17 protein-coding genes and 1 pseudogene are annotated in these 20,155 nt (G+C 45.6%); 10 read left to right on the top strand and 8 right to left on the bottom strand.

Features of this window, described 5'->3' with window-relative positions; genetic code table 11:
- Window positions 1–27 precede the first annotated feature (27 nt).
- The 4 genes from PG915_RS23625 to PG915_RS23610 form a co-directional block, all read right to left on the bottom strand.
- Window positions 28–594, bottom strand: a complete 567-nt coding sequence (locus tag PG915_RS23625; protein WP_353499399.1) for a PhnA domain-containing protein — start codon at window positions 592–594, stop codon at window positions 28–30.
- Window positions 595–772: 178 nt separating this feature from the next.
- Window positions 773–3,178, bottom strand: a complete 2,406-nt coding sequence (locus tag PG915_RS23620; protein WP_353499398.1) for a VolA/Pla-1 family phospholipase — start codon at window positions 3,176–3,178, stop codon at window positions 773–775.
- A 22-nt stretch (window positions 3,179–3,200) separates the two neighbouring features.
- Window positions 3,201–4,451, bottom strand: a complete 1,251-nt coding sequence (locus PG915_RS23615) for an outer membrane protein transport protein (protein ID WP_353499397.1) — start codon at window positions 4,449–4,451, stop codon at window positions 3,201–3,203.
- A gap of 235 nt (window positions 4,452–4,686) precedes the next feature.
- Window positions 4,687–5,475 (bottom strand): M48 family metallopeptidase, encoded by a 789-nt coding sequence (locus PG915_RS23610; RefSeq protein ID WP_353499396.1) that lies wholly within the window; start codon window positions 5,473–5,475, stop codon window positions 4,687–4,689.
- A 95-nt stretch (window positions 5,476–5,570) separates the two neighbouring features.
- Here PG915_RS23610 and PG915_RS23605 point away from each other — a divergent pair, with 95 nt between their 5' ends.
- The 5 genes from PG915_RS23605 to cutA all read left to right on the top strand — a co-directional run bounded on the left by PG915_RS23605 (window position 5,571) and on the right by cutA (window position 8,623).
- Entirely contained in the window at window positions 5,571–6,002 is a 432-nt protein-coding gene (locus PG915_RS23605) for a hotdog fold thioesterase (protein WP_042495708.1), read from the top strand.
- On the top strand, window positions 6,002–6,235 hold the full coding sequence (locus tag PG915_RS23600; protein ID WP_353499395.1) for a DUF3389 family protein: 234 nt from the start codon (window positions 6,002–6,004) through the stop codon (window positions 6,233–6,235). The genes PG915_RS23605 and PG915_RS23600 overlap by 1 nt, the downstream gene beginning before the upstream one ends.
- Before the next feature lie 63 nt (window positions 6,236–6,298).
- Window positions 6,299–8,038, top strand: coding sequence for an SgrR family transcriptional regulator (locus PG915_RS23595; protein ID WP_353499394.1), 1,740 nt, complete (start codon window positions 6,299–6,301; stop codon window positions 8,036–8,038).
- Between the two features lie 2 nt (window positions 8,039–8,040).
- On the top strand, window positions 8,041–8,292 hold the full coding sequence (locus PG915_RS23590) for a hypothetical protein (RefSeq protein ID WP_353499393.1): 252 nt from the start codon (window positions 8,041–8,043) through the stop codon (window positions 8,290–8,292).
- Window positions 8,293–8,302: 10 nt separating this feature from the next.
- Window positions 8,303–8,623: a divalent-cation tolerance protein CutA gene (gene cutA, locus PG915_RS23585; RefSeq protein WP_112462632.1), complete on the top strand. Its 321-nt coding sequence runs from the start codon at window positions 8,303–8,305 to the stop codon at window positions 8,621–8,623.
- Here the strand turns inward: cutA and PG915_RS23580 are convergent.
- Window positions 8,613–9,220, bottom strand: a pseudogene (locus tag PG915_RS23580) (DUF2238 domain-containing protein). The gene cutA and the pseudogene PG915_RS23580 sit on opposite strands and share 11 nt — an antisense overlap.
- A 198-nt stretch (window positions 9,221–9,418) precedes the next feature.
- On the opposite strand from PG915_RS23580, the gene PG915_RS23575 reads away from it, so the two are divergent.
- A complete protein-coding gene (locus PG915_RS23575) occupies window positions 9,419–10,258 on the top strand; it encodes an isopenicillin N synthase family dioxygenase (protein WP_353499392.1) in 840 nt (279 codons plus the stop codon).
- Window positions 10,259–10,338: 80 nt separating this feature from the next.
- Here the strand turns inward: PG915_RS23575 and PG915_RS23570 are convergent, their stop codons facing one another.
- Together PG915_RS23570 and msrB are read right to left on the bottom strand one after the other, a co-directional pair.
- Window positions 10,339–11,436 carry a mechanosensitive ion channel family protein gene (locus PG915_RS23570; RefSeq protein WP_353499391.1) on the bottom strand — a complete coding sequence of 366 codons (1,098 nt, stop codon included), beginning with the start codon at window positions 11,434–11,436 and terminating at the stop codon, window positions 10,339–10,341.
- 191 nt (window positions 11,437–11,627) lie between these two features.
- Window positions 11,628–12,761, bottom strand: coding sequence for a peptide-methionine (R)-S-oxide reductase MsrB (gene msrB, locus PG915_RS23565; protein WP_353499390.1), 1,134 nt, complete (start codon window positions 12,759–12,761; stop codon window positions 11,628–11,630).
- A gap of 127 nt (window positions 12,762–12,888) precedes the next feature.
- Between msrB and PG915_RS23560 the strand changes: the two genes are divergently transcribed.
- The 4 genes from PG915_RS23560 to PG915_RS23545 all read left to right on the top strand — a co-directional run bounded on the left by PG915_RS23560 (window position 12,889) and on the right by PG915_RS23545 (window position 18,619).
- Window positions 12,889–13,287, top strand: a complete 399-nt coding sequence (locus tag PG915_RS23560; RefSeq protein WP_353499389.1) for an OsmC family protein — start codon at window positions 12,889–12,891, stop codon at window positions 13,285–13,287.
- A 6-nt stretch (window positions 13,288–13,293) separates the two neighbouring features.
- Complete coding sequence (locus PG915_RS23555; RefSeq protein WP_353499388.1) at window positions 13,294–14,160, top strand: YdcF family protein; 867 nt, start codon at window positions 13,294–13,296, stop codon at window positions 14,158–14,160.
- A 135-nt stretch (window positions 14,161–14,295) separates the two neighbouring features.
- A complete protein-coding gene (locus tag PG915_RS23550) occupies window positions 14,296–17,523 on the top strand; it encodes a response regulator (RefSeq protein ID WP_353499387.1) in 3,228 nt (1,075 codons plus the stop codon).
- 178 nt (window positions 17,524–17,701) lie between these two features.
- The gene (locus tag PG915_RS23545; protein WP_353499386.1) at window positions 17,702–18,619 is read left to right on the top strand and encodes an alpha/beta fold hydrolase; all 918 of its coding nucleotides are present in this window, start codon (window positions 17,702–17,704) and stop codon (window positions 18,617–18,619) included.
- Between the two features lie 61 nt (window positions 18,620–18,680).
- Here the strand turns inward: PG915_RS23545 and PG915_RS23540 are convergent, their stop codons facing one another.
- On the bottom strand, window positions 18,681–20,063 hold the full coding sequence (locus PG915_RS23540; protein WP_353499385.1) for an MATE family efflux transporter: 1,383 nt from the start codon (window positions 20,061–20,063) through the stop codon (window positions 18,681–18,683).
- Window positions 20,064–20,155 lie beyond the last annotated feature (92 nt).

Below are 20,155 nucleotides of genomic sequence, written 5' to 3'. Positions count from 1 at the left end.
ATGTTTGTTGACATCAGGATAGTTCGATTACTTCTTGCGGCAGTACTCAGCAATAACATACATTGCTTGACCGTTAGCTTTACCTTGAACGTGCTTTGGATCGTCAGGGTTAACGTTGATACCGCGAATCACAGTACCTTGTTTGATCACTTGAGAAGAACCTTTGATCGGTAGATCTTTGATTACCGTTACGTCGTCACCTTTTTTAAGTTCAACGCCGTTCACGTCACGTGGCTTCTCTTGGTTCTCATCAAGACCAAGCTCAGCCCATTTTGCTACTTCTTCGTCCATGTACATCATGTCGACGAGATCTTGAGCCCAGCCTTCAGCTGAAAGACGTTTAAGTTGGCGCCATGCCATAACTTGAACTGGAGCTACCTGGCTCCACATGCTGTCGTTTAGGCAACGCCAGTGATTCACGTCCATCGTCTCTGGGTTTTCAATCTGGCTTTTACATGTGTCGCAAAGCATAATCGCGTGATCAACCGTGATTTGTGTATGAGGGGCAACAGCGAATGGCGTGAGAGCCGTTTCGGCAGCACAAAGTTCACATTTGTTTTCGCAGCGTTCAAGCATGGTTGCTTCAGTAGACATACATATACCTTATTTTGATATCACCAGCAGCCAGCAAGCTGATGGTTAAGATGATGTGGTACTTTATTTTAGTATCACTGGATTGATAGCCGCGCATTATACATGGTTTTACGAAAAAGTGTGATCTTGGGCATAAAAAAGCACGGTCGAAACCGTGCTTTTGTCTTCAGATTGACTTTTACTCTAGAACACCCGTGTTAGTAACATCTGTTTGATTGAACTCTACAAAATAATTCACTTGCGCTTGCATCTCCTTGTGGTGATTTTCATCAGTATCACCTTGTTGAATAACATACGTAGAGTGGCGGCCATCAGCATCAAACTTAACAAAAGGTTTTTGTTTGGTACCAGTACCGTCAACTGCTTTCAGTGGAGTGAGAGAAAGCGCTGCTGCTAATGATTCAGTGCCAGCCAGCGGTGACCTTAATGCATACTTAGTTGGAGGAGTTTCGTTTGGACCAAGTACATTATTTGGTACTGTTGAATCGCCCAATACTTGTGCCATATAAACCGGCGTATTACTTGTATTTAGTACACTCGCATGGTTTATAGGGTCTGCTGTATCTAATACTGTTTGTGCTGCAAAACTAAATTGTGATGTCGCATTAATTAGTGTTAGATAGTTAGCGGCATTGTCATTCTCGTAGGCAATGAGACACAGTTGTTCATATCCCAGAGTTCCTGGCGTGCCACAATTTGTCTCCGCAAATGCGGCGTAACCGTCCACCCCTCCGAGGGCGACGTTATGTGTGACCACTGGACCAAAAGCACCGGAACCAAGCAATAAGTTAGCGATTTGTCCCCCCGCATTCACAAATGATGAGTTCTTAAATGTGAACAAAACATCAACGGGTGATTCAAGTTTTGTGTTTGATTGAGCAACCGCAGGAACACCTAATATTCCGCCTAGTGAATGACCGATAAAGCTAGGTGGATTTGTTACTAAATCAACGCCCTCGAGAGCTGTACCTGCGAATGAGTTGGTACCTAACGCCAAACGAAGTGTGATGAGATCCAGCATGGACTGGCGGATATTGTCACGCGCTACAGGAAGGACGGACAAGTTCATATAAGCTAATACATTCGCATTTGCTGAGCGTTGCTCGTCTAAGCTGCGATCACCGTGGATTGGTGCGTCAATAGCGATTACCGCATAATCGTTAGCGACCAAATTGTTGGCGAAGAAATAACTGTTCTCTTTGGCGGAAGTGATTCCGTGTTGATAGATAACTAGCCCCTTCATTGTTTTGTCGGTGGGCGTGAAGAGTAGGTAATTCACTTCTTCGATCGACTTAATCACAGGTACTGGCGCATATTGTGTGACTAAACGATCGGTGTCGTACTGAGACCCATTCAGTTTAGTAAATGTGTAGCCAATGATGTCTTGAAGCTTCGACGCGGGATCTGCGAAAAACTCAGAAGGGTTGATACCGTATCCAACTAACTGCTCGGAGAAGTTATTGAGCTCAGCTTCATCGGTTACTGCATCATTGATGATCGCTAAACTCGTTGAACCTGATTCAAACGGTTGTGTATTCCAATTAGCGCCTGTTTCTAGGTAGTACGGTAGGTTAACGGTTCCTCGGCTGACTGTAACTGTATTGGGAGCGGTTAGATTATATAGGCCAATCAGCTGGTCACGCTCAGTGGTTGAGGCGATGTACTTTGTGAAGTTGGCATCGCTTGCCAGTACAGTCGCATAATCAGAGCCTGCTCCAAAGGTCATTTGACCAATCGTATCTACCGCTGCTTCGTTCGGGTTTGCTCCTTCTTTCCAAATCGTTGCATAGCTGTAATCACTTCCTTGCGCCAAAGCCATCATACCTTTGGTTGCCGCAAGCGTTGCTCCAACAGACTGGGTACTAAACCAAGCTGAATATACAATGCTCTCAGCGCTGACAGGGCTTCCAGCCAATGCCGTCGCGCCTTCAACTAACGCCTCAACGCCATAGGTAAGCTGTTGAGGTGCGACTAAGTCACCTGATTCGTAAGGGCGTGATTTTGATTTCAATGAGGCATAGCTCTGGGACATACCCACTTTTTCGCCATCAGTATCCAAGAGTGAGTCATTGACCGCGACGAGGTATTCAGCGGCGGGCTCTAATGGTTTAGTCGGGGTAATCACAAGGTTACCACCAGATACACTCACAAAATAATCGGTAGGGAATACCAGGACCTTCTCCGGTGCTGGGTTACCGGTCATTTTATCTGAGATCTTAACAAGACTTACCGATGCGGCTGCAGTCGCGTCATCCAATTGTCCGGAAAAAGGAATAAGAAAGCTTGCGGTTGTCGACCAACCATCTATTTGCCCCATCGCTGCGAGCGGGTTCGACAATGCACTGTCATCGGTTGGTAGTTCGATAGTTCCGTCTACGGCATTGAAAAGTAGGTTATTTGGAACCGGTACGGTGGCGTTAGCACCGTTTAAGATAAACTCAAGCTTAGTTGGTTGAGCGAGGGACGTAGTAATAAACGACTCATAAGTCGGCAGTGTAGGTTCACCACTTTGTGTGGCTTCGCCGCCACAACCAGAAAGCATAAGAACGCCAGACAGTGCAGTCGCGAGAATTGTTTTTTTCATTATTGAATCCTTTCTCTGGCCATTAATTGAATACATAGTTAACTTGGAGCGCACCAATAGCGGCAGATGATGAGGCATCGAACGTTAGCACTTCACCAGCGGCGTTCTCTTCGGTGAACGAACCTGATTTACCTTGGATGTAGGTGATACCAGCATCAAATGATAGATTGGGGTTCCACTGATAAGTAAACCCTGCGGAATACCAATAGCGGTCGGTATCTGGGATGCTTAATGTGGTTTTACCTGCTTGTTGATCAAGAGCGAAGCCTGCTCGAATTGTCCAGTCCTGATTTAGGTAATGGGTAAAGCCAAGTGAGTAACGATCGTTGTCGTCGTAGTCTTCCTTCTTATAGAAACACTGCCCAGCAGTTCCATCGTTACAATCGGGTGAAGTTGCTTTTAGCTCAGTAAAGCTGCTCCATTCGGTTCTAAACCAGCTGTAGTGAAGCGCCCATTTCTCTGCGAATTTGTGATAACCCGATAGCTCCCAAATCGATGGCAAGGTGACGTCTAAACGTCCATCAACTGTCGGTTTGGTCGCAATACCAGAATCGTAGCTCGAGAACTCACCATCTTTGAACTCTAGGTCTACTGCAGAGCGGTAGGTCAGTGCAAGGCGATTGTTTTCGTTAATTTCGTATAGAGCGCCTACGTTCCAACCGTAACCAAATGTATCGCCTTTAAGACCGATAAGGTTGTCACTTGGATTACCTCCGCCAAACGCTGGAGCTAGACCGCCTTTATGACGGGTGAGTTCAGCCTCGGCGTGAGTCAGGTTCACCCCTGCACCCACAGAAAATGATTCGTTAATACGATAGGCGATATTCGGGTTAAGACTGACGGTAATAAGAGAGGTGTCACCTGCGAGATCGCCAGCGTAAATGCCATCTGGATAGTCAGTCGCAACGCCGTAGTTGGTAAATAAACCAAGTCCCCACGCCCAATTATCATTAATAGGGCTGATGTAATAAGCACCTGGCACTAGTTGGGTCGGAGCAACATCTTTAGATGTTTGATTAATAGGGGAGGTTTGTGTCACGTCAACCTGCGGATCCACCACTGAAATGGCACCGGAGAACTGTGCGGTATCAAACAAGGTCATTGCAGCAGGGTTACGAGCTAAAACACTCGCATTATCGGCAACGGCACCTTCACCAGAAAAGGCGCGCCCTAGACCGGATGCGGAGTGTTCGTTTGCCTGAAATCCAGCAGCAAAGACGGTGGGAGCAGCAACAGCGAGCGCTATTGGTGTCAGCAGCATTCTTCTTTTCATTTAGTCGTCCTTTCATAAATGTAGGGGATCTGATCTGTCGCATCTTTGAGTGACTAATTAGTGCGACTTGTCAGACCTGTTGTTAACTATATGTAACAGTTACGTAAATTAAAAGAAGAAATGCTCAAAAATGATACAGTCATTGTCTATGAGGCTGGTTGCATTTTAAAAAAGGGGGAAGGATTCACAAAAAGAGACAAGTGCCGGGTAAAGAATACCCGGCGAAAATCAGCGTTTAGGCCTTTTTACAGGTAGGGTGTGAAATGTCGTATGCAGGGAGTTGATCCGCTTTGGCCTTCAAATCTGAAATGCGCGTATCGTGAGATGGGTGAGTAGAGAGAAGCTCCGGTGGTTGGTTTCCTCCAGATGCTTTCGCCATGTTTTTCCACAGCTCAACACTTTGAAATGGGTCGAAGCCGCTTTTCGCCATAAGCTCTAGACCAACGATATCGGCTTCTGACTCTTGAGTACGGCCATATGGTAAAATCACGCCATATTGAACACCTACGCCAAGTGCTGCCATTGTGACGTCTTTATATTGGGAGCCGCCAAGCGCTACGCTTGTTACTTGAAGGCCAGCGTTCGCGAGCTGAGATTGTGATAAACGTTCGTTGCTGTGATCAGCTAATACGTGAGCGACTTCGTGGCCAATGACGGTTGCTAATTGGTCTTGATTTACCGCAACATCCAATAACCCAGTATAAACGCCAATTTTACCACCGGGCAGAGCAAACGCATTCACTTGCTCAGAGTCGAACACGACCACTTCCCATTGAGAAAAGTCCGGTTGCGGTGGGACATGATCCGTGATGGCTTTCGCTACACATTGCACGTATTCATTGACTCGCTTGTTGTTACTGATTTTTAGCTCTTTCTTCATCTGCTCGAATGATTGAGCTCCGAGGTCGCTCATTTGAGCGTCTGAGAAAAGTATAATCTGGCTACGTCCAGTTGGAGACGACGAACAAGCTGCAATAGCGACGGTTACGGCAGCGCTGCAGCACACCTTTGTCCAACGTTTCATGGTGAAGACTCCCTTGTCCTTGTGAGATGTTTGCCTTTCTGGGTAACTGAAGGCATCATTCCTATCATTCAATCAGCTAAGTATAGGATTTATCGATGAGTATTTGGAAGAAGAATATCTCTTTAGAGGCGCTTAATCGCACATCTAAGAATACGCTTATGGAGCATCTTCAAATCGAATACACGGACTTTAGCGACAATACCTTGTCGGCAACCATGCCAGTGTGCAGCTTTACTCATCAACCTTTAGGTATGTTGCATGGTGGGGCGTCGGTGGTACTGGCAGAGACGCTTGGTTCTTTGGCGGCCAATTTTTGCGTCGACGATGACCATTATTGTGTTGGTCTGGACATCAATGCCAACCATATTAGAGCGATGCGATCTGGGTTTGTCATTGGTACCGCTAAACCCATGCACCTTGGTGTTTCTACGCAGGTTTGGCAAATAGATATTACCGATGAAAAGCAACGTTTAGTGTGTACCAGTCGCCTGACGATTGCAGTGAAAAAGAATAAAAAGGGCAAGTAATGGTTATCGATATTTCCTCGGGCAAGGTGATTGTTACCCCGCATGAAGTCGTGGTTCGCTATCAAGTTGGTCAAATCACTTTGCAGTCTCAAGTCGATGCACTGCAGCTGATTTTGCCTGCCTGTATCCTGTCTGCAAACGGTGCAGAATGTAAATGGTCAATCAAACTGGACGATGAATCTCAGGTAAAGGCCATTTCTGAGGCATGTAGCATCGAGATCATGCGCGTGTAACTTGCTAATTATGTTTATAAAGAGGAAACTTAATGGCAAAAGCATTAATGGAATTTCCTCTTTATGGGCAGCCCTCGTCTTCGAAAGCAATTCGAAATCTTGTTTGAACACTTTTCTGGTGAAAATGCTGATACTCAGCTTGATGACGTCACTGGTATTTTGTTTTGCACCCGTCGTAATGCTCGAATTGTCTTAAACAAACTGGAAGAAGAGGGGTGGATCGAGTGGCATCCTGCTGCCGGGCGCGGCAAACTCTCAAAACTGATTTTTAAACAAAATCGTAATGATGTGAGTGAAACACTGGCGCGTCGTTATTTGGAAGAAGGCCGCATTGGTCACGCGCTAAACGTTCTTGATAAAGATGCCAATCGTCTATCAAGCGTGATCCAAAGTTACCTGGGCGTATCTCAAGCGGATGGTAAGCAGGTCATTCGCTTGCCGTATTATCGTCCGTTATCCATGCTTAACCCGAAAAAACCGATGCGCCGATCAGAAATTCATATCGCACGTCAGGTGTTTAGCGGCCTTACCAAGTTTGATGAAAACGATGAGCTCCAGCCAGACTTAGCGCATCACTGGCAGCAAGTCAGTAAGACGGATTGGCGATTCTACATTCGTCCGGGCGTGCGGTTTCACAATGGGGAACTGCTTAAGCTCGAACATATTATCTGCAGTATTGAGTCCCTTAAATCCGCCAATTTGTTCCAGCATTTAAGCCAGGTAGTATCACCTTCACCTTGGGTGATCGATGTCAGCTTCACTCAGCCAGATCATCGCGCGCCTCAGTTGTTTGCTGAAAATATGGCGAAGATTTTGCCGCCAGAGTCAATGCGAGGCGAGGACTTCGACCGATACCCCATCGGTACTGGGCCTTATTCCGTCACTACCAACAACGACAAGCGCCTTATCTTAACGGCTTTTGATGGCTATTTTGGCTATCGACCGTTACTTGATACAGTTGAAGTATGGGTGATTGATGAAGTCCATTCGACCATGGTTTTCCCAAGTCTTGCTGACCCAATCGCTGGCGCTCGTTCTGATATTCAAGATGGCATCGATCTCGACCCTGGTTGCACTTACTTGTTGTTAAATCGAGTTTCTGGTGTGGCGAAACACGATAGGTGGGCGCGCTATTTAACCAAGCGATTGAACTCGTTAGCTATTTTTCAAAAACTGCCAGAAGATACGATTAAAGAGCTGGGTATGATCCCCGCTCATGGTATGAAGCCGGGCTGGTATCATCAACCAATAGACATTCCAGCAGACGATGGTGATGTCAAAGTTACCGACATAAACCTCACAGCAGATGAGTTTGATGGCGAGATCCGCATCGCTTATTATGCTGAGCATCCCACGTTCCCAGAAATCTCGGTAGCTATTGACGCCTTATTAAAGAAGGATGGAATACGCGCAAAATTTATTCGCTATGGAGTCGATGCTCCAGACATTCATGATGTTGATATTTGGATTCGTCCAATGGGTATTGCCAGCAATCGAGAAGATGCCCTTGCAGGTTGGTTGCTGGATTACAGTGATATTGAGAAAATGGCCAAGCCTGAGGAATTTGCTGGTTGGCGTGCGCTTGTGACCGGGTGGTTAAGTCAAGCCGACACTAAGTTCCCAGCACAAGAAATTGGTAAGCAACTGGTACAGCATGCTCAAGTGATACCTCTGTTCCATTGCTGGCTGGGCATTAGTAAAGATCATTGTGGTAGCTTGCAAAACGCAAAATGTAACGCGCTTGGTTGGTTTGATTTTAGTAAAGTATGGGTGAAGCCAGACAACCAAGAGGTGTCTGAGTAGCCATGGCGAAACCGAATAAAAAGCTACCCACCAAATCGGTAGATATTTTCTGTGCCAAATGTGGCTGCAAATTGTATCGCTACAGAAAGGGTGGCAAAGGTTCCTTGGTAAAGTGTTTTCGAGAGCGCATTACCGAAGACTATACGACAGCCGTCGGTGTGTGCCCAGAATGCAACACTATTTTCGGTAGAGAAATGCTGATACGAGGAGCGCCATCGATCAAAATGATTGGTGGCAAAGTACGGATGAAATAGGAAGGATTTGATGAAATCAAACGCTATTACGGTGCTGACGACAGTAGGGTCTAAGCAGCAAGCAGACCGCTTGATCAAAGTTTTGCTGGAATCGCGTCTCGCGGCCTGTATCCAAACCCAACAGATTGAAAGTAACTATGTTTGGGATGGAAAATTGTGCTGTGATGAAGAAGTGCTGTTGATTATCAAATCCACCAACGAGGCTTATTCAAAGCTAGAACGAACCATTGTGGCTAATCATGATTACGAAGTACCACAAGTGGTCGCCCTGCCGATTGAGGCAGGCTATCGACCTTACCTCAATTGGCTCAAACAGCACGTTAATCCCTAGTTGGCGAGGTAAGCCAAAACAGGCTTAATGCTGTTATCGCTCCGAGCGTGTCGCACAGCATATCTTTTGTGCGTCCCAAATATCCCCTTGCGAGCCCAAAAAGGCAATTCCTTCATCGCCGCCAGCGAGCGCGGCGTACCACCATTCAATGATCTCATACGCCGCCGCTAAGCTCATGATAGCGAAGAGGGCAAACATCATGGCAGGCAGTTTGTTCATAACGCGAGTGCGGTAGACATATTCGGCAACGGGAAAGGCATAGAGGCCAATGGAAAAGTGGGCGACACGATCAAAGTTGTTACGCTCCGAGCCAATCAACTGATTGAACCAATCAAACGGTACTTCCGCAAAGGTGTACTTAGCGCCAATGGTGTGTAATGACAGCCAAATGAACATCAATAGGTAAGCCAGTTTAGAGAATTGAAACTTTCTTGAAACCAACCAAATACAGACAAGAATGCCAACCGCAGGAATGATTTCGGCGACCCACACTGCCCGTGAACTCGGCGCGATTGCGGAAAACAGAAACACTAAGCAGTAGAGTCCGCTAAGTAAGGTAAGGCTAGTACAAAAACGGGTCGAGCTTTGATAATTCATGCGTTAACTTATCTATACAGAATGGAGTAAGCTTAGTATAGGTATAATAAAACGCTGTTCAATTACTAATTGTGTTTAATTGGCGATCAAGTGCACAAAAGAGTAACTCGATGACAAACTGTGACATGAGAATCTTTGTAAAAGGTCGCACTTTTTTTTAACATCGGCGTTGCACTATAACGATAAGAAAGTAAAGTCATGAAATTAGAAACCGTCGATTATCAAGCGGCAGATGCCGCAGAGAAGTTTGTCACATCGCTACGCGAAACAGGGTTTGGCGTGCTTAAAAACCATCCAATTGCCCAGCAGCTTGTGGAGTCTATTTACGAAAACTGGTATCAGTTTTTTATGTCGGAGAAGAAAAACGACTACCAATTTAATGTAGAAACTCAAGATGGCTACTTTCCGCCGACTGTGTCGGAAGTAGCAAAAGGCCACAGTGTCAAAGACATTAAAGAGTACTTCCACGTATACCCTTGGGGTCAGATCCCACCAGAGTTGCGTGCTCAAATTCTTGAGTACTATGATAAAGCGAACAGCTTTGCCAAAGAGTTGCTGGGCTGGGTAGAGGCGCATGCGCCAGTGGAAGTGCAGGAAAAGTTCTCTATTGCACTGTCAGAAATGATCAATGGCAGTGGGAAGACGCTTCTTCGCGTATTGCATTACCCACCAATGACAGGGGAAGAAGAGCCAGGGGCTATCCGCGCGGCTGCCCATGAAGATATAAACCTTCTTACCGTACTGCCTGCAGCTAACGAGCCAGGACTTCAAGTGCTAAGCAAAGAGGGTGAATGGTTAGACGTCCCTTGCGATTTTGGTAATCTTATTATCAATATCGGCGATATGCTTCAAGAAGCGAGCGGTGGGTATTTTCCTTCTACCACACACCGTGTAATCAATCCGTCGGGAGAAAAACAGGAAACATCACGTATTTCGCTGCCACTTTTTTTGCATCCTAAACCGGAAGTAGTGCTTTCAGAAAAATACACGGCGAACAGCTATCTTATGGAACGCTTGCGTGAGCTGGGTGTGATTTAACTTAAGTTTTACACTTCGATAGGTTTTATGCTTCGAATAGCAAAAAGGGCTCGAATGAGCCCTTTTTCAATTTCGCAAGATTACGGCTGAATAATATGCTTGGATTGAGCCTCGTCATTTGCCATGATAACGGGATCGATCTTTAGTGTTTGCGTAGGATAGGCGATATCGGCGCCATGACTCTTTATTATCCCCATAACTTGCAGCAGGACGTCTTGCTTCACTTCATGGTAGCGTGCCCAGTTCACTGTCTTAGTGAAGGTATAAATAAAAAAGTTGAGTGATGATGGACCAAAGGCGTCAAAATTAACCATCAAGGTTTGGCGACTATCAATGTCTTTGTGGCCTTCAAGCATTATCTTAACGTCATCGACAATGGCTTCCATCTTGTCACCATCATCGTAACGTAGGCCAATCTTCTCATAGATACGACGGTTTAACATTCGGGACGGGTTTTCAACCACGATATTACTAAATACGGAGTTTGGTACGTAAAGCGGTCTTTTATCAAACGTTCGAATGATGGTCATACGCCAGCCAATGCGCTCGACAGTCCCCTCGATAGCGCGATCTGGAGAGCGGATCCAATCTCCGACTTTAAAAGGGCGGTCGAAGTAAATCATCATACCGCCGAAAAAGTTAGACAGGAGATCTTTAGCGGCCAAACCGACAATCAAACCACCGACACCACCAAACGTAAGTAGACCTGAGAGGCTCAGCCCCAGAGCTTGCATGATGGTAAGAATACCAATGGTCACAAAAAACAATCGAGCAACTTTAGCAATGGCCTGTACTGTCGTCTCGTCGCGCTTTTTCTGCTCTAAAACATGTTCTTCGACATTTTGAATCAGACGCAGTGATATCCAGATAAAGGTGGTGATGACTAAGATAAGGTCGATCTTACCAAGCCAAATGGTGTCCTTATCAGAATGTGAAGCGACAATTAGCCCAACGGAGACGGTAGCAGGCCAAACCCAGATAAGCGTACTGACGGGAGTTTTTAAAGCTCGAATAACGAGGTCATCCCATGCGAGCTGGGTTTTTGCGGTAATCGCTTCTAAGCGACCATAAATAACACGCCAGGCAAGCCAGAGAACAAAACTGCCAGCGGTGATGAGCAAAACATTGCTAAGCCAATCATAGCCAAATGACTCGACGTAGCGCTGTAAAAATTCCATTGAACCGTTCATTGAGACGACACTTGTTAATTATCAATAGGTTAATTATCAGTGATTGTGGGTATTTTTCATAGTAATCATTTGTATAGCGCAGATAAAGAAACGCGACATCTGGAATGATCATCGATGTCGCGTGCGTTCAAGTTTTAATGTTAGCTCCGCGCTTGCAGCATAGGTACGCTTCGCCAAACTTACTTGTCGAACAAAGGTAGGAACTCTTCATAGCCTTGCTGCGCGAGAAGCTTTTTCGGTACAAATCGCAACGCGGCAGAGTTCATACAGTAGCGTAGGCCTGTTGGAGCAGGGCCGTCTTTAAATACGTGTCCAAGGTGTGAATCTCCAAATTTGCTACGAACTTCAGTTCTCGGATATAGAAGTTTGTAGTCTGTTGTCGTGACAATGTAACGCTCATCAATAGGCTTAGTGAAACTTGGCCAACCGGTACCAGACTTGTACTTGTCGGTAGAAGAGAACAGTGGTTCTCCGGTCACGACATCGACATAGATACCGTCTGCTTTGTTATCCCAATATGTGTTGTCAAAAGGTCTTTCGGTACCGTCTTCTTGAGTCACGTAAAACTGTAATGCCGTCAAGGTCTCCTTAATATCTTTATCCGTAGGGCGCATGTACACTTGTGCTGCAGGTTGGTTGTTGCGATTTATCATCTCTCTAAGGGTAACTGGTTTGTCCTTACGGTCGTCCCCAAAGATGTCGTCTAAATACTGGTCTCGGCCTGAGTTGTAGCGATAGTACTTGTATTTCAAGCTGCTGTTTTTGTAATAGTCCTGATGGTAATCTTCCGCGAGCCAAAACGTTGTATATTCAATCAACTCTGTCGCGAGCGGCTTTTTGTACACACCAAGCGCGTCGATTTCAGCCATAAATGATTGAGCCACCGCTTTCTGCTCGCCGTTGTGGTAGAAAACGGCAGGTCGGTATTGCGCCCCTCTATCTACGAACGATCCTTTGTCGTCTGTAGGGTCAATGTGTCTAAAGAAATGGTCGAGTACTTGCTCGTAGCTGACGACATCAGCATCAAACGTTACCTGAATCACTTCAATGTGCTCGGTCTGTCCACTAGCAACTTGTCGGTAGGTTGGTTTTTCCAAAGTCCCGCCCGCGTAACCGGAAACAACATCAACAACGCCGTCGAGCTGTTCGAGGTCTGACTCGGTGCACCAAAAGCAGCCGCCTGCTAATGTTGCGACTTGCGGCGCTGTTGCATTAGGCTTTTGGCTATTTGCCATGCCTGAATGGCTAGTGAGGGCAAACAGCGCAGGTACCGCGACAACGAGTGAAAGAAGTAGTTTGGCTAAGTTTGTCATAGTTACTCCTAAGACGTGGTGGTCTAATTTCTTAATAAGACACAACAAACGCGCAAAAACTTTCAAATTCACAACGTGACGGGTTACTATCTCTGCCGTCATTCCCAATTACCATGCAGAGGTTTATATGCAAGCGGAAGTGAAATGGATCGAAGGATTCAAATTTTTAGGTCAATCTCAGTCAGGTCATTCCATCGTTATGGACGGTAGCGGCGGCGAAACAGCGCCAAGTCCAATGGAGATGGTGTTGATGGCAGCCGGTGGATGCAGCTCGGTAGACGTGGTTGATGGTCTTAAATCGGTAAATCAAGATGTTACCGCTTGTACCGCTAAATTGACGACAGAACGCCGTGAGACGGCACCACGTATCTTCACTGCAGTGAACATCCACTTTGTTGTGTCAGGCAATCAACTCGATGAAGCGTTGGTCGAAAAGGTCACGAAGGACTCGTTAGAAAAGTATTGCTCAGTTTGTCTTATGCTTGCTGAAGGCGTCACCATGACTCACTCATGGGAAATCGTTTAATTTGAGATGGTAAGTGAAAAGGAATTCGACAACTTACTTATCGTGCTCGGCAAGCGCCTCAATCAGGACACGTTAACTCTAGAGGGCGAGTCTCGTGTTGAAGCCCTTGCCGAAATCGTTAAAAACCAAGATATGTCTACTACCATCGTTACTTTTTGCGGTGGAATAACCGAAGGACAGTCGCGTTCAGAAGCAGCGGCAATGCTTGAACATTTTCAAGGCCTTGTGACTGAAACTGACATTCAGGGTATTGGCGCTATTTTAGTTGAAGACACGTCGACCAATACCGTCGAAAATATTCAACTATTGGCAAAAGAACTGACAGAAAGCGGGATAGTACCTCCTAGTAGTCGTCCTATTAGGGTTACGTTGCTCTCCAACGATTATCATCTGTATCGAGTTTTTACTGTTCAGAGGTTACTCGATCAGCAAGGATTGCTAAAGTACTTAGTGCAGTGCTGCCAACAAGCGGGACTTGCTATTCAACTATCCTACGATCCGCTTCAGCATGTGTTTGTGCCGTATCCTCACAAGGAAACCCAAGGAAATCTCTTTGTTTTATTTGATAGATTGACGATTTATCGTGTCTATCTTCAGGGAGCGGTGACCGGAGTATTTTCTGAACCACTGAGCGAACTGGCATCAGAGCCGTATCGAATTGCCCTAGCATCGCTTGAAGCGCTAGATAAGCAAGTTGATCACACCAGCGGTCTCTTCACTCCACTTTACGAACAGCTACCTACTATCCGTCAATTTGTAGAAGCGACAGTACAGCTAACAGAACCCAAGTCTTTAGCGCTCCCTCTTGCTGAGTTGGACAAGCTTTTAACAAACTTAAATCGCTATCTAGACCCTGAGCAAGCACAGCAATGAGTAGATAAAGATGAGAGCTAACCCATATAGTTCTATCAATTTATAAATTAGTTTGTCATTTAACTCGACTAAACCAATAGTTTTCCTAGACTTACTGTATCTAAACTATTGTGCTAACAAGTGTTGGGCAACGGAATGAACAAACTTGAGTTTTGGAATAACCTGTCGGTAAAGAAAAAGATGCTGTTGTTGGTGCTATTACCCATGGCACTTATTGTCTACTTGGCGACAAGGCAGATAAGCGTCCTTAATGCCCAGCTTAGCGACCTCGAAAAAGTTGAGCGCTTAGTTCGATATTCAGAAGTGTTGTCCGATATACAGTCGAAAACTCATGACGCTCGTCCAACAGCGGGACTTGTTGATATTGCGAGTTCGATACAAACCTTAAAATCCCTAGGACCAGAAATTTTCCCTTCAGATGTCGCTGTTCGCTTATCTGGTTTGCTTGATGACTATCAGGAAAGTGTCGTTTCCATTGCCGAAGCTGCCGATTTTATAGAAAAGCAAGAACTGGTGGAATGGCAGGTCGATACCTATAAACAGATTATTATGATTATTGAACAATCACCTGCGAAGGGCGTTTTGCCGGTGGTCAGTGGGCATATGGTCGCTCTATCTCAGCTTGAATGGTTGGTGTTTTGGGCTAATGAAGAAATTTGGCAAACCCAAACCTTAGTTCAAGCCTACCAAGATGGAGAAACAGGAGATCAATACAGTAAGCAGGAGATAGCTAACTTAGTTCAAAATCAGCAGCTTTTTGTGGAACGTTTTGTCGCGATCAACGCTGACCCTATGCAAGTTAATTTACTGCTGGATTCCTTCTCTAACCCCGCATTTGAAGAGAGCAGCCTGTTTAGAAATATTCTGCTAAGCAGTGAAGGTATTACTAGTCTTGGTAGTGCTGAAATCAAAGCAGGTTTGGACGCACTGAATCTACGTTCCAATCTAATTCAAGGTGTCTCTTTAGCCATTGAAGAGCAATTGAGGCAAGAGATTAGAACCTTAGTAACAGGGTTTGAACAACAACGGGTTGCGTTTCTAACTGTAGTAACATTGCTTACTATCATGTTGATTTTTTTAGGTATTAGCTTAGCCCTTAGGGTGACGCGAAATCTTGGTTTGGTTCTCACTTTCCTCGAACAAAAAGACGAAGATCAAACGCAGGCGGTGTCATTGAGCCGAACAATTGGTGGTAAGGATGAACTCAGCCGTTTTGCAAAAGAGGTAGAGCGCCTTACCCATGAAAGACGAGAAGGTGAAAGACGATTACTCGAAGCCAAAGAAGATGCAGAGCAAGCCAAAGAAGATGCCATTCAGGCGAGTAAAGCGAAAAGCAGTTTCTTGGCGAATATGTCGCATGAAATTCGAACCCCTTTGAATGGTGTGATTGGTATTTCTGAAGTCCTTTCCGATACCGATTTAACCGCAACTCAAAAAGATTATGTGGATACCATTGAGACATCGTCACATCTATTATTGAGCCTAATCAACGATATACTCGACTTCTCTAAGATTGAGTCGGGCATGCTGCAAATCAATCCTCACTCTACATCCATCCGCGAAACCATTTACGATATTGCCTCCATCGTGGCACCAAAAGTGAAAGAAAAAGGTATTGAGCTCAATGTTGATATTGATGCCAACGTACCATTCCGTGTGCTTGCCGATGACCATCGTATGCGTCAAGTATTGATGAACTTTATGTCCAATGCGGTCAAGTTTACAGAGGAAGGCAGCGTAACCATCGGCGTACAGTATCAGGGTGAGTCGGACAATTTGGCGAACTTGTTATTTGAAGTGAAAGACTCTGGGATTGGTATTGATAAAGCAAGACAGTCGAAAATCTTTGAAGCGTTCGCTCAAGAAGATGACTCAACCACAAGGCAGTTTGGCGGTACTGGACTCGGGCTTGCAATCAGTACCCAGCTAATCGAGCTCATGGGCGGCAAAATTCAACTTGATTCCGTAAAAGGCGTTGGGAGCCATTTTTACTTCACGTTGCCATTAGCCATTGATGAAAGAGAGTACCAACATCGCAGCCCACTTCTTTTTGATGAACTGGTGATGGTATGTAACTCAGGTTCCCACGAGGAGCGAATCAAACGTGACTTAGCATTTTATGGTATGACGGTAGATAGCGTCGCACCGACGTTAGCTGAGTTGAACCTCGATAAAGTAGACTCAAAAACCATCCTTATTTATGTTGATGGTGGCGGTACATCTTCTGAGGAAGACAGCAAGCGTTTCGCGGACATTAACGGGAGAGGTACTGCAATTTGCCTTATCAGACAATTTGATAGCGCCAATAAAGACTTTGGTCGTAATATTTGTGCGTTGATTACTTATCCACTGCTTGGCAATCGCCTACTGAAATCCATCGAAGCCTGTTGTAAAGCATTGGCACAGGGTAGCGTATACACGAGTACTCAAATCGCCAGCATTGATAACCGTATTCGCGTGTTACTCGTCGAAGATAATCTAGTGAACCAAAAAGTGGCGACCTTACATCTCAAGAAAATTGGCTGTGAGTATGACATCGCAAATGATGGTCAAGAAGCGGTAACGCTGTTTGAGAAAAACCAGAACTACACCTTTGTCCTTATGGATTGCATGATGCCAGTGATGGATGGTTTTGAAGCAACAGAAAAAATACGCGCTACTGAGCAGCGACTCGGTTTGACTCGAACGCCAATCATTGCTCTGACTGCGAGTGTGGTCGATGATGATATTCAGAAGTGCTTTGATTCCGGTATGGACGATTATGTTCCTAAGCCATTCAAGGCCGAGATTCTCAAAGAGAAAATTGTGACTGCGATTGAGTTGAAACAACAGGAACTAGATGGGCAACAAGTGCCTGCTCAAGATGTGGAGACAACTTTCAATGTTGAGACTGCTAATGTGGCTGATATTGAAACTGAACTTAGTCAGCGAAAGCCCAAACTTGAGAATGACAATAGCGCCCCAATTAATGCAACAGCAAAAATATCGAGTACTAAAGTTTTGTTAGTGGAAGACAATTTGGTCAACCAGAAAGTCGCCTCTTTGCACTTGGAGAAGGCAGGGTACCAGTATGACATCGCAGACAATGGTGCCGAAGCGGTAGAGCTATTTCAGCGCAACGGCCGCTACGACGTCATTCTTATGGATTGTATGATGCCAGTGAAAGATGGCTTTGAAGCAACACAAGACATTCGCGATTATGAAAAGCAGCAAGGAATGACGCCAACGCCCATCATTGCGCTGACCGCTAGTGTTGTCGATGACGATATCCAGAAATGTTTTGATGCAGGGATGGATGCCTATGTACCAAAACCTGTTAGACGAGAGAAACTACTTCATGAAATGAGCAATTACCTGTCATAGGCTAATACAATAAGAGCTCGGTTGCCTATTTGCCAATGCCGCTAACAGAATGTGGCGGCATTATGTATAGTAGCGTCGATTAACTATGCCCTTGTTTCATGGTTTTGAAATCCTAGCACCTAGTAAATTAAGCTCGGCTTCCTACAATACCGTTCCGTATTAAAAACCGAGACTTGCAATGACTTTAATCGTGGCATTGATTGCCATTTTCTGCTTCTTAGCGCTACTCCCCTTAATGGTCAACAAAGAGACATACTCGCTAAATGAGGTGCATCGTGCGGAAGCTCCTGGTCAGTTTATCGAGACTCAGCTTGGCCACATCCATTATCAACTAGAAGGTTCGCCGGATGCGCCTCTGGTTGTGTTCGTGCATGGTTTCTCTGCGCCTTCGTATATGTGGGACAATAATCGCAAAGTGGTCGCCAATGCGGGTTATCGGGTTTTAACATTTGATTTGTATGGTCGCGGTTATTCATCTCGTCCCAATGTAAAGTATGACAAGCAGCTGTTTGTCGACCAAATTGGACAGCTTACACAGACATTGGCTCCGAATAAGCCATTCCATATTGTTGGTTTGTCGATGGGGGGAGCAATCACTTCGGCTTTTGTGGCTAAAAACCCGAGTAATATTCTTAGCGTCGGCTATGTAGCGCCTTTCAATCAACCGGTGGATATTGGCCCTCTCACTTTGCCTGTAATTGGCAAATGGCTCGGTTATCTGTTGTTCATTCCTAAGCTTCCAACTAATCAGGCGAATGATCTAGTGCAACCCGAGTGTTTTCCTTACTGGGCTGATAAGTTCAGTGAACAGATGATGTATAAGGGATTTCGAAGAGCGATAATTAGCACTGGGCGTCATTTGATTGCGAAAGATCCAACTGATGACTTCGCTGAAGTCGGAAAACTTGCGATACCTAAGTTACTGCTATGGGGCAAGGAAGATAAGGTGATTCCACTATCAGATGCTGAACGGGTAAAAGAGTTATTGGGTAGTAACGTCGAGCTCGAAGTATTTGAAGACGCAGGTCACGCGATGCAATATGAGTGTTATGACAGGATCAACCCTAAACTTCTGTCGCACTTCGAGCGAGCCTAGTGACGGCAGGTAACTAATAGAGCAAAGCTGTTGAGAGCTTTGCTCTTTTTTTCGTCTTTGACTAAGCGCTGGCAAGGGTGAGGTTGTTCATCCAGTAGCGCTTGAGGTAACGATGGAAGCAAAGTGAAAACTTCACTACTTCTTCAAATAGCATACACGCGTAGACCCACTTAAAATCAAGTCCAAGAACAAAAGCGGCGCTTGCTGTTAATGGTAAGCCCACCATCCACATTGCAATGAAGTCCATGCGCAAACAGAACTTGTTATCACCACCCGCACGCAGAATTCCGTTAATGATGATCATATTGAGCATACGCAGCCAAATTGCCCCGCACAAGATGGCCATCGCTGGAGAAGCGATAGGGTAGAGCTCAGCTGTGTCTAGGTTTAGCCAAGATAAAATGCTTTCACGCCCCAACAGGAGTCCACAGCCAATCATCAGCCCAAACACCAATACGGCTTTAATGAAGGTCTGCGACATGCTAAATGCCTGTTCAAACTCGTCTCGACCCAAAGATTGTCCAAGTAATATCGAACAGGCGACAGAGATCCCGAAGAACAAGGAATAGCATAGCGATTCAAACGGTCCCATCATGCTAAATACCGCGAGTTCCGTCGTTCCCATATGGCCAAAAATCACTTGATACATCAGCGTGCCCATTGCCCACAGCACGGCGTTTAATGTGGTTGGAACGGCAAGTGATTTGTAGGAGTTCCAGAGACGTGTTGTGTTGTCTAGTACTTGTTCGGTGATCAACCAATGACGGCGCAGATTTAAGTAGCCCCAGATAAAAATGACTTGGATCAGCCGAGAAATAGTTGTTGCCAAAGCCGCTCCAGCTACCCCCATCGCAGGTACACCCCAGCCACCTTTGATAAGCCAAAAGTTAAGTCCAATGTTGATGGCTATGGTTAAAGCACCAAGTAACAGTGGTGTTACGGCATCGCCTGAAGATCGCATAGCGGATTCAGCAACGATTACAATATGTGTCAGGATAAGCACTGGGAATGCATACCAAAGGTAAGTGGCTCCTAGTTCGATAACACGCCCATCCGTGGTTTGCAGCATCATGATGTAACTAGAGAACAGCGTAATCACTAATGTAACGGGAACAAGTAACTTGGCACCAAAGACCATTGATAGTCGAGTGATGGTATTTGCGCTGGTTTTGTCACCACGTCCCCAATACTGAGCTACCAGCACACCATTGGCCGAAGCCATGCCTGCCATGATCATAATCGCTACAAAATGCCACTTTGAGGCGATCCCCACCGCTGCGGTTGCTTCTTTACCAATATCACTCACCATGAGTACATCGGCGAGTGCCAAAATAGCCACTAGCGCACTCTGAATAGCAACTGGGAAACCAAGTTTTACAACGGCGGACAAGAGTTGATTTGAAGCCACACCGTTAGATGACTTATGATGGTGTTGAGTTGTCATAGCTGCCTCCCAGTTAAGTGAACTAGAAAAAAGTTAAGTGAATTAGAGAAAAGAAAATCACGGAATGTGACTGGGTGATAAACGTGGCTAAT

The organism is Vibrio sp. CB1-14 (assembly GCF_040412085.2).
In the GTDB taxonomy this organism is placed as follows: domain Bacteria; phylum Pseudomonadota; class Gammaproteobacteria; order Enterobacterales; family Vibrionaceae; genus Vibrio; species Vibrio chaetopteri.
The sequence above is the reverse complement of the archived record's forward strand: the minus strand, read 5'-3'. Positions and strand labels throughout refer to the sequence as shown.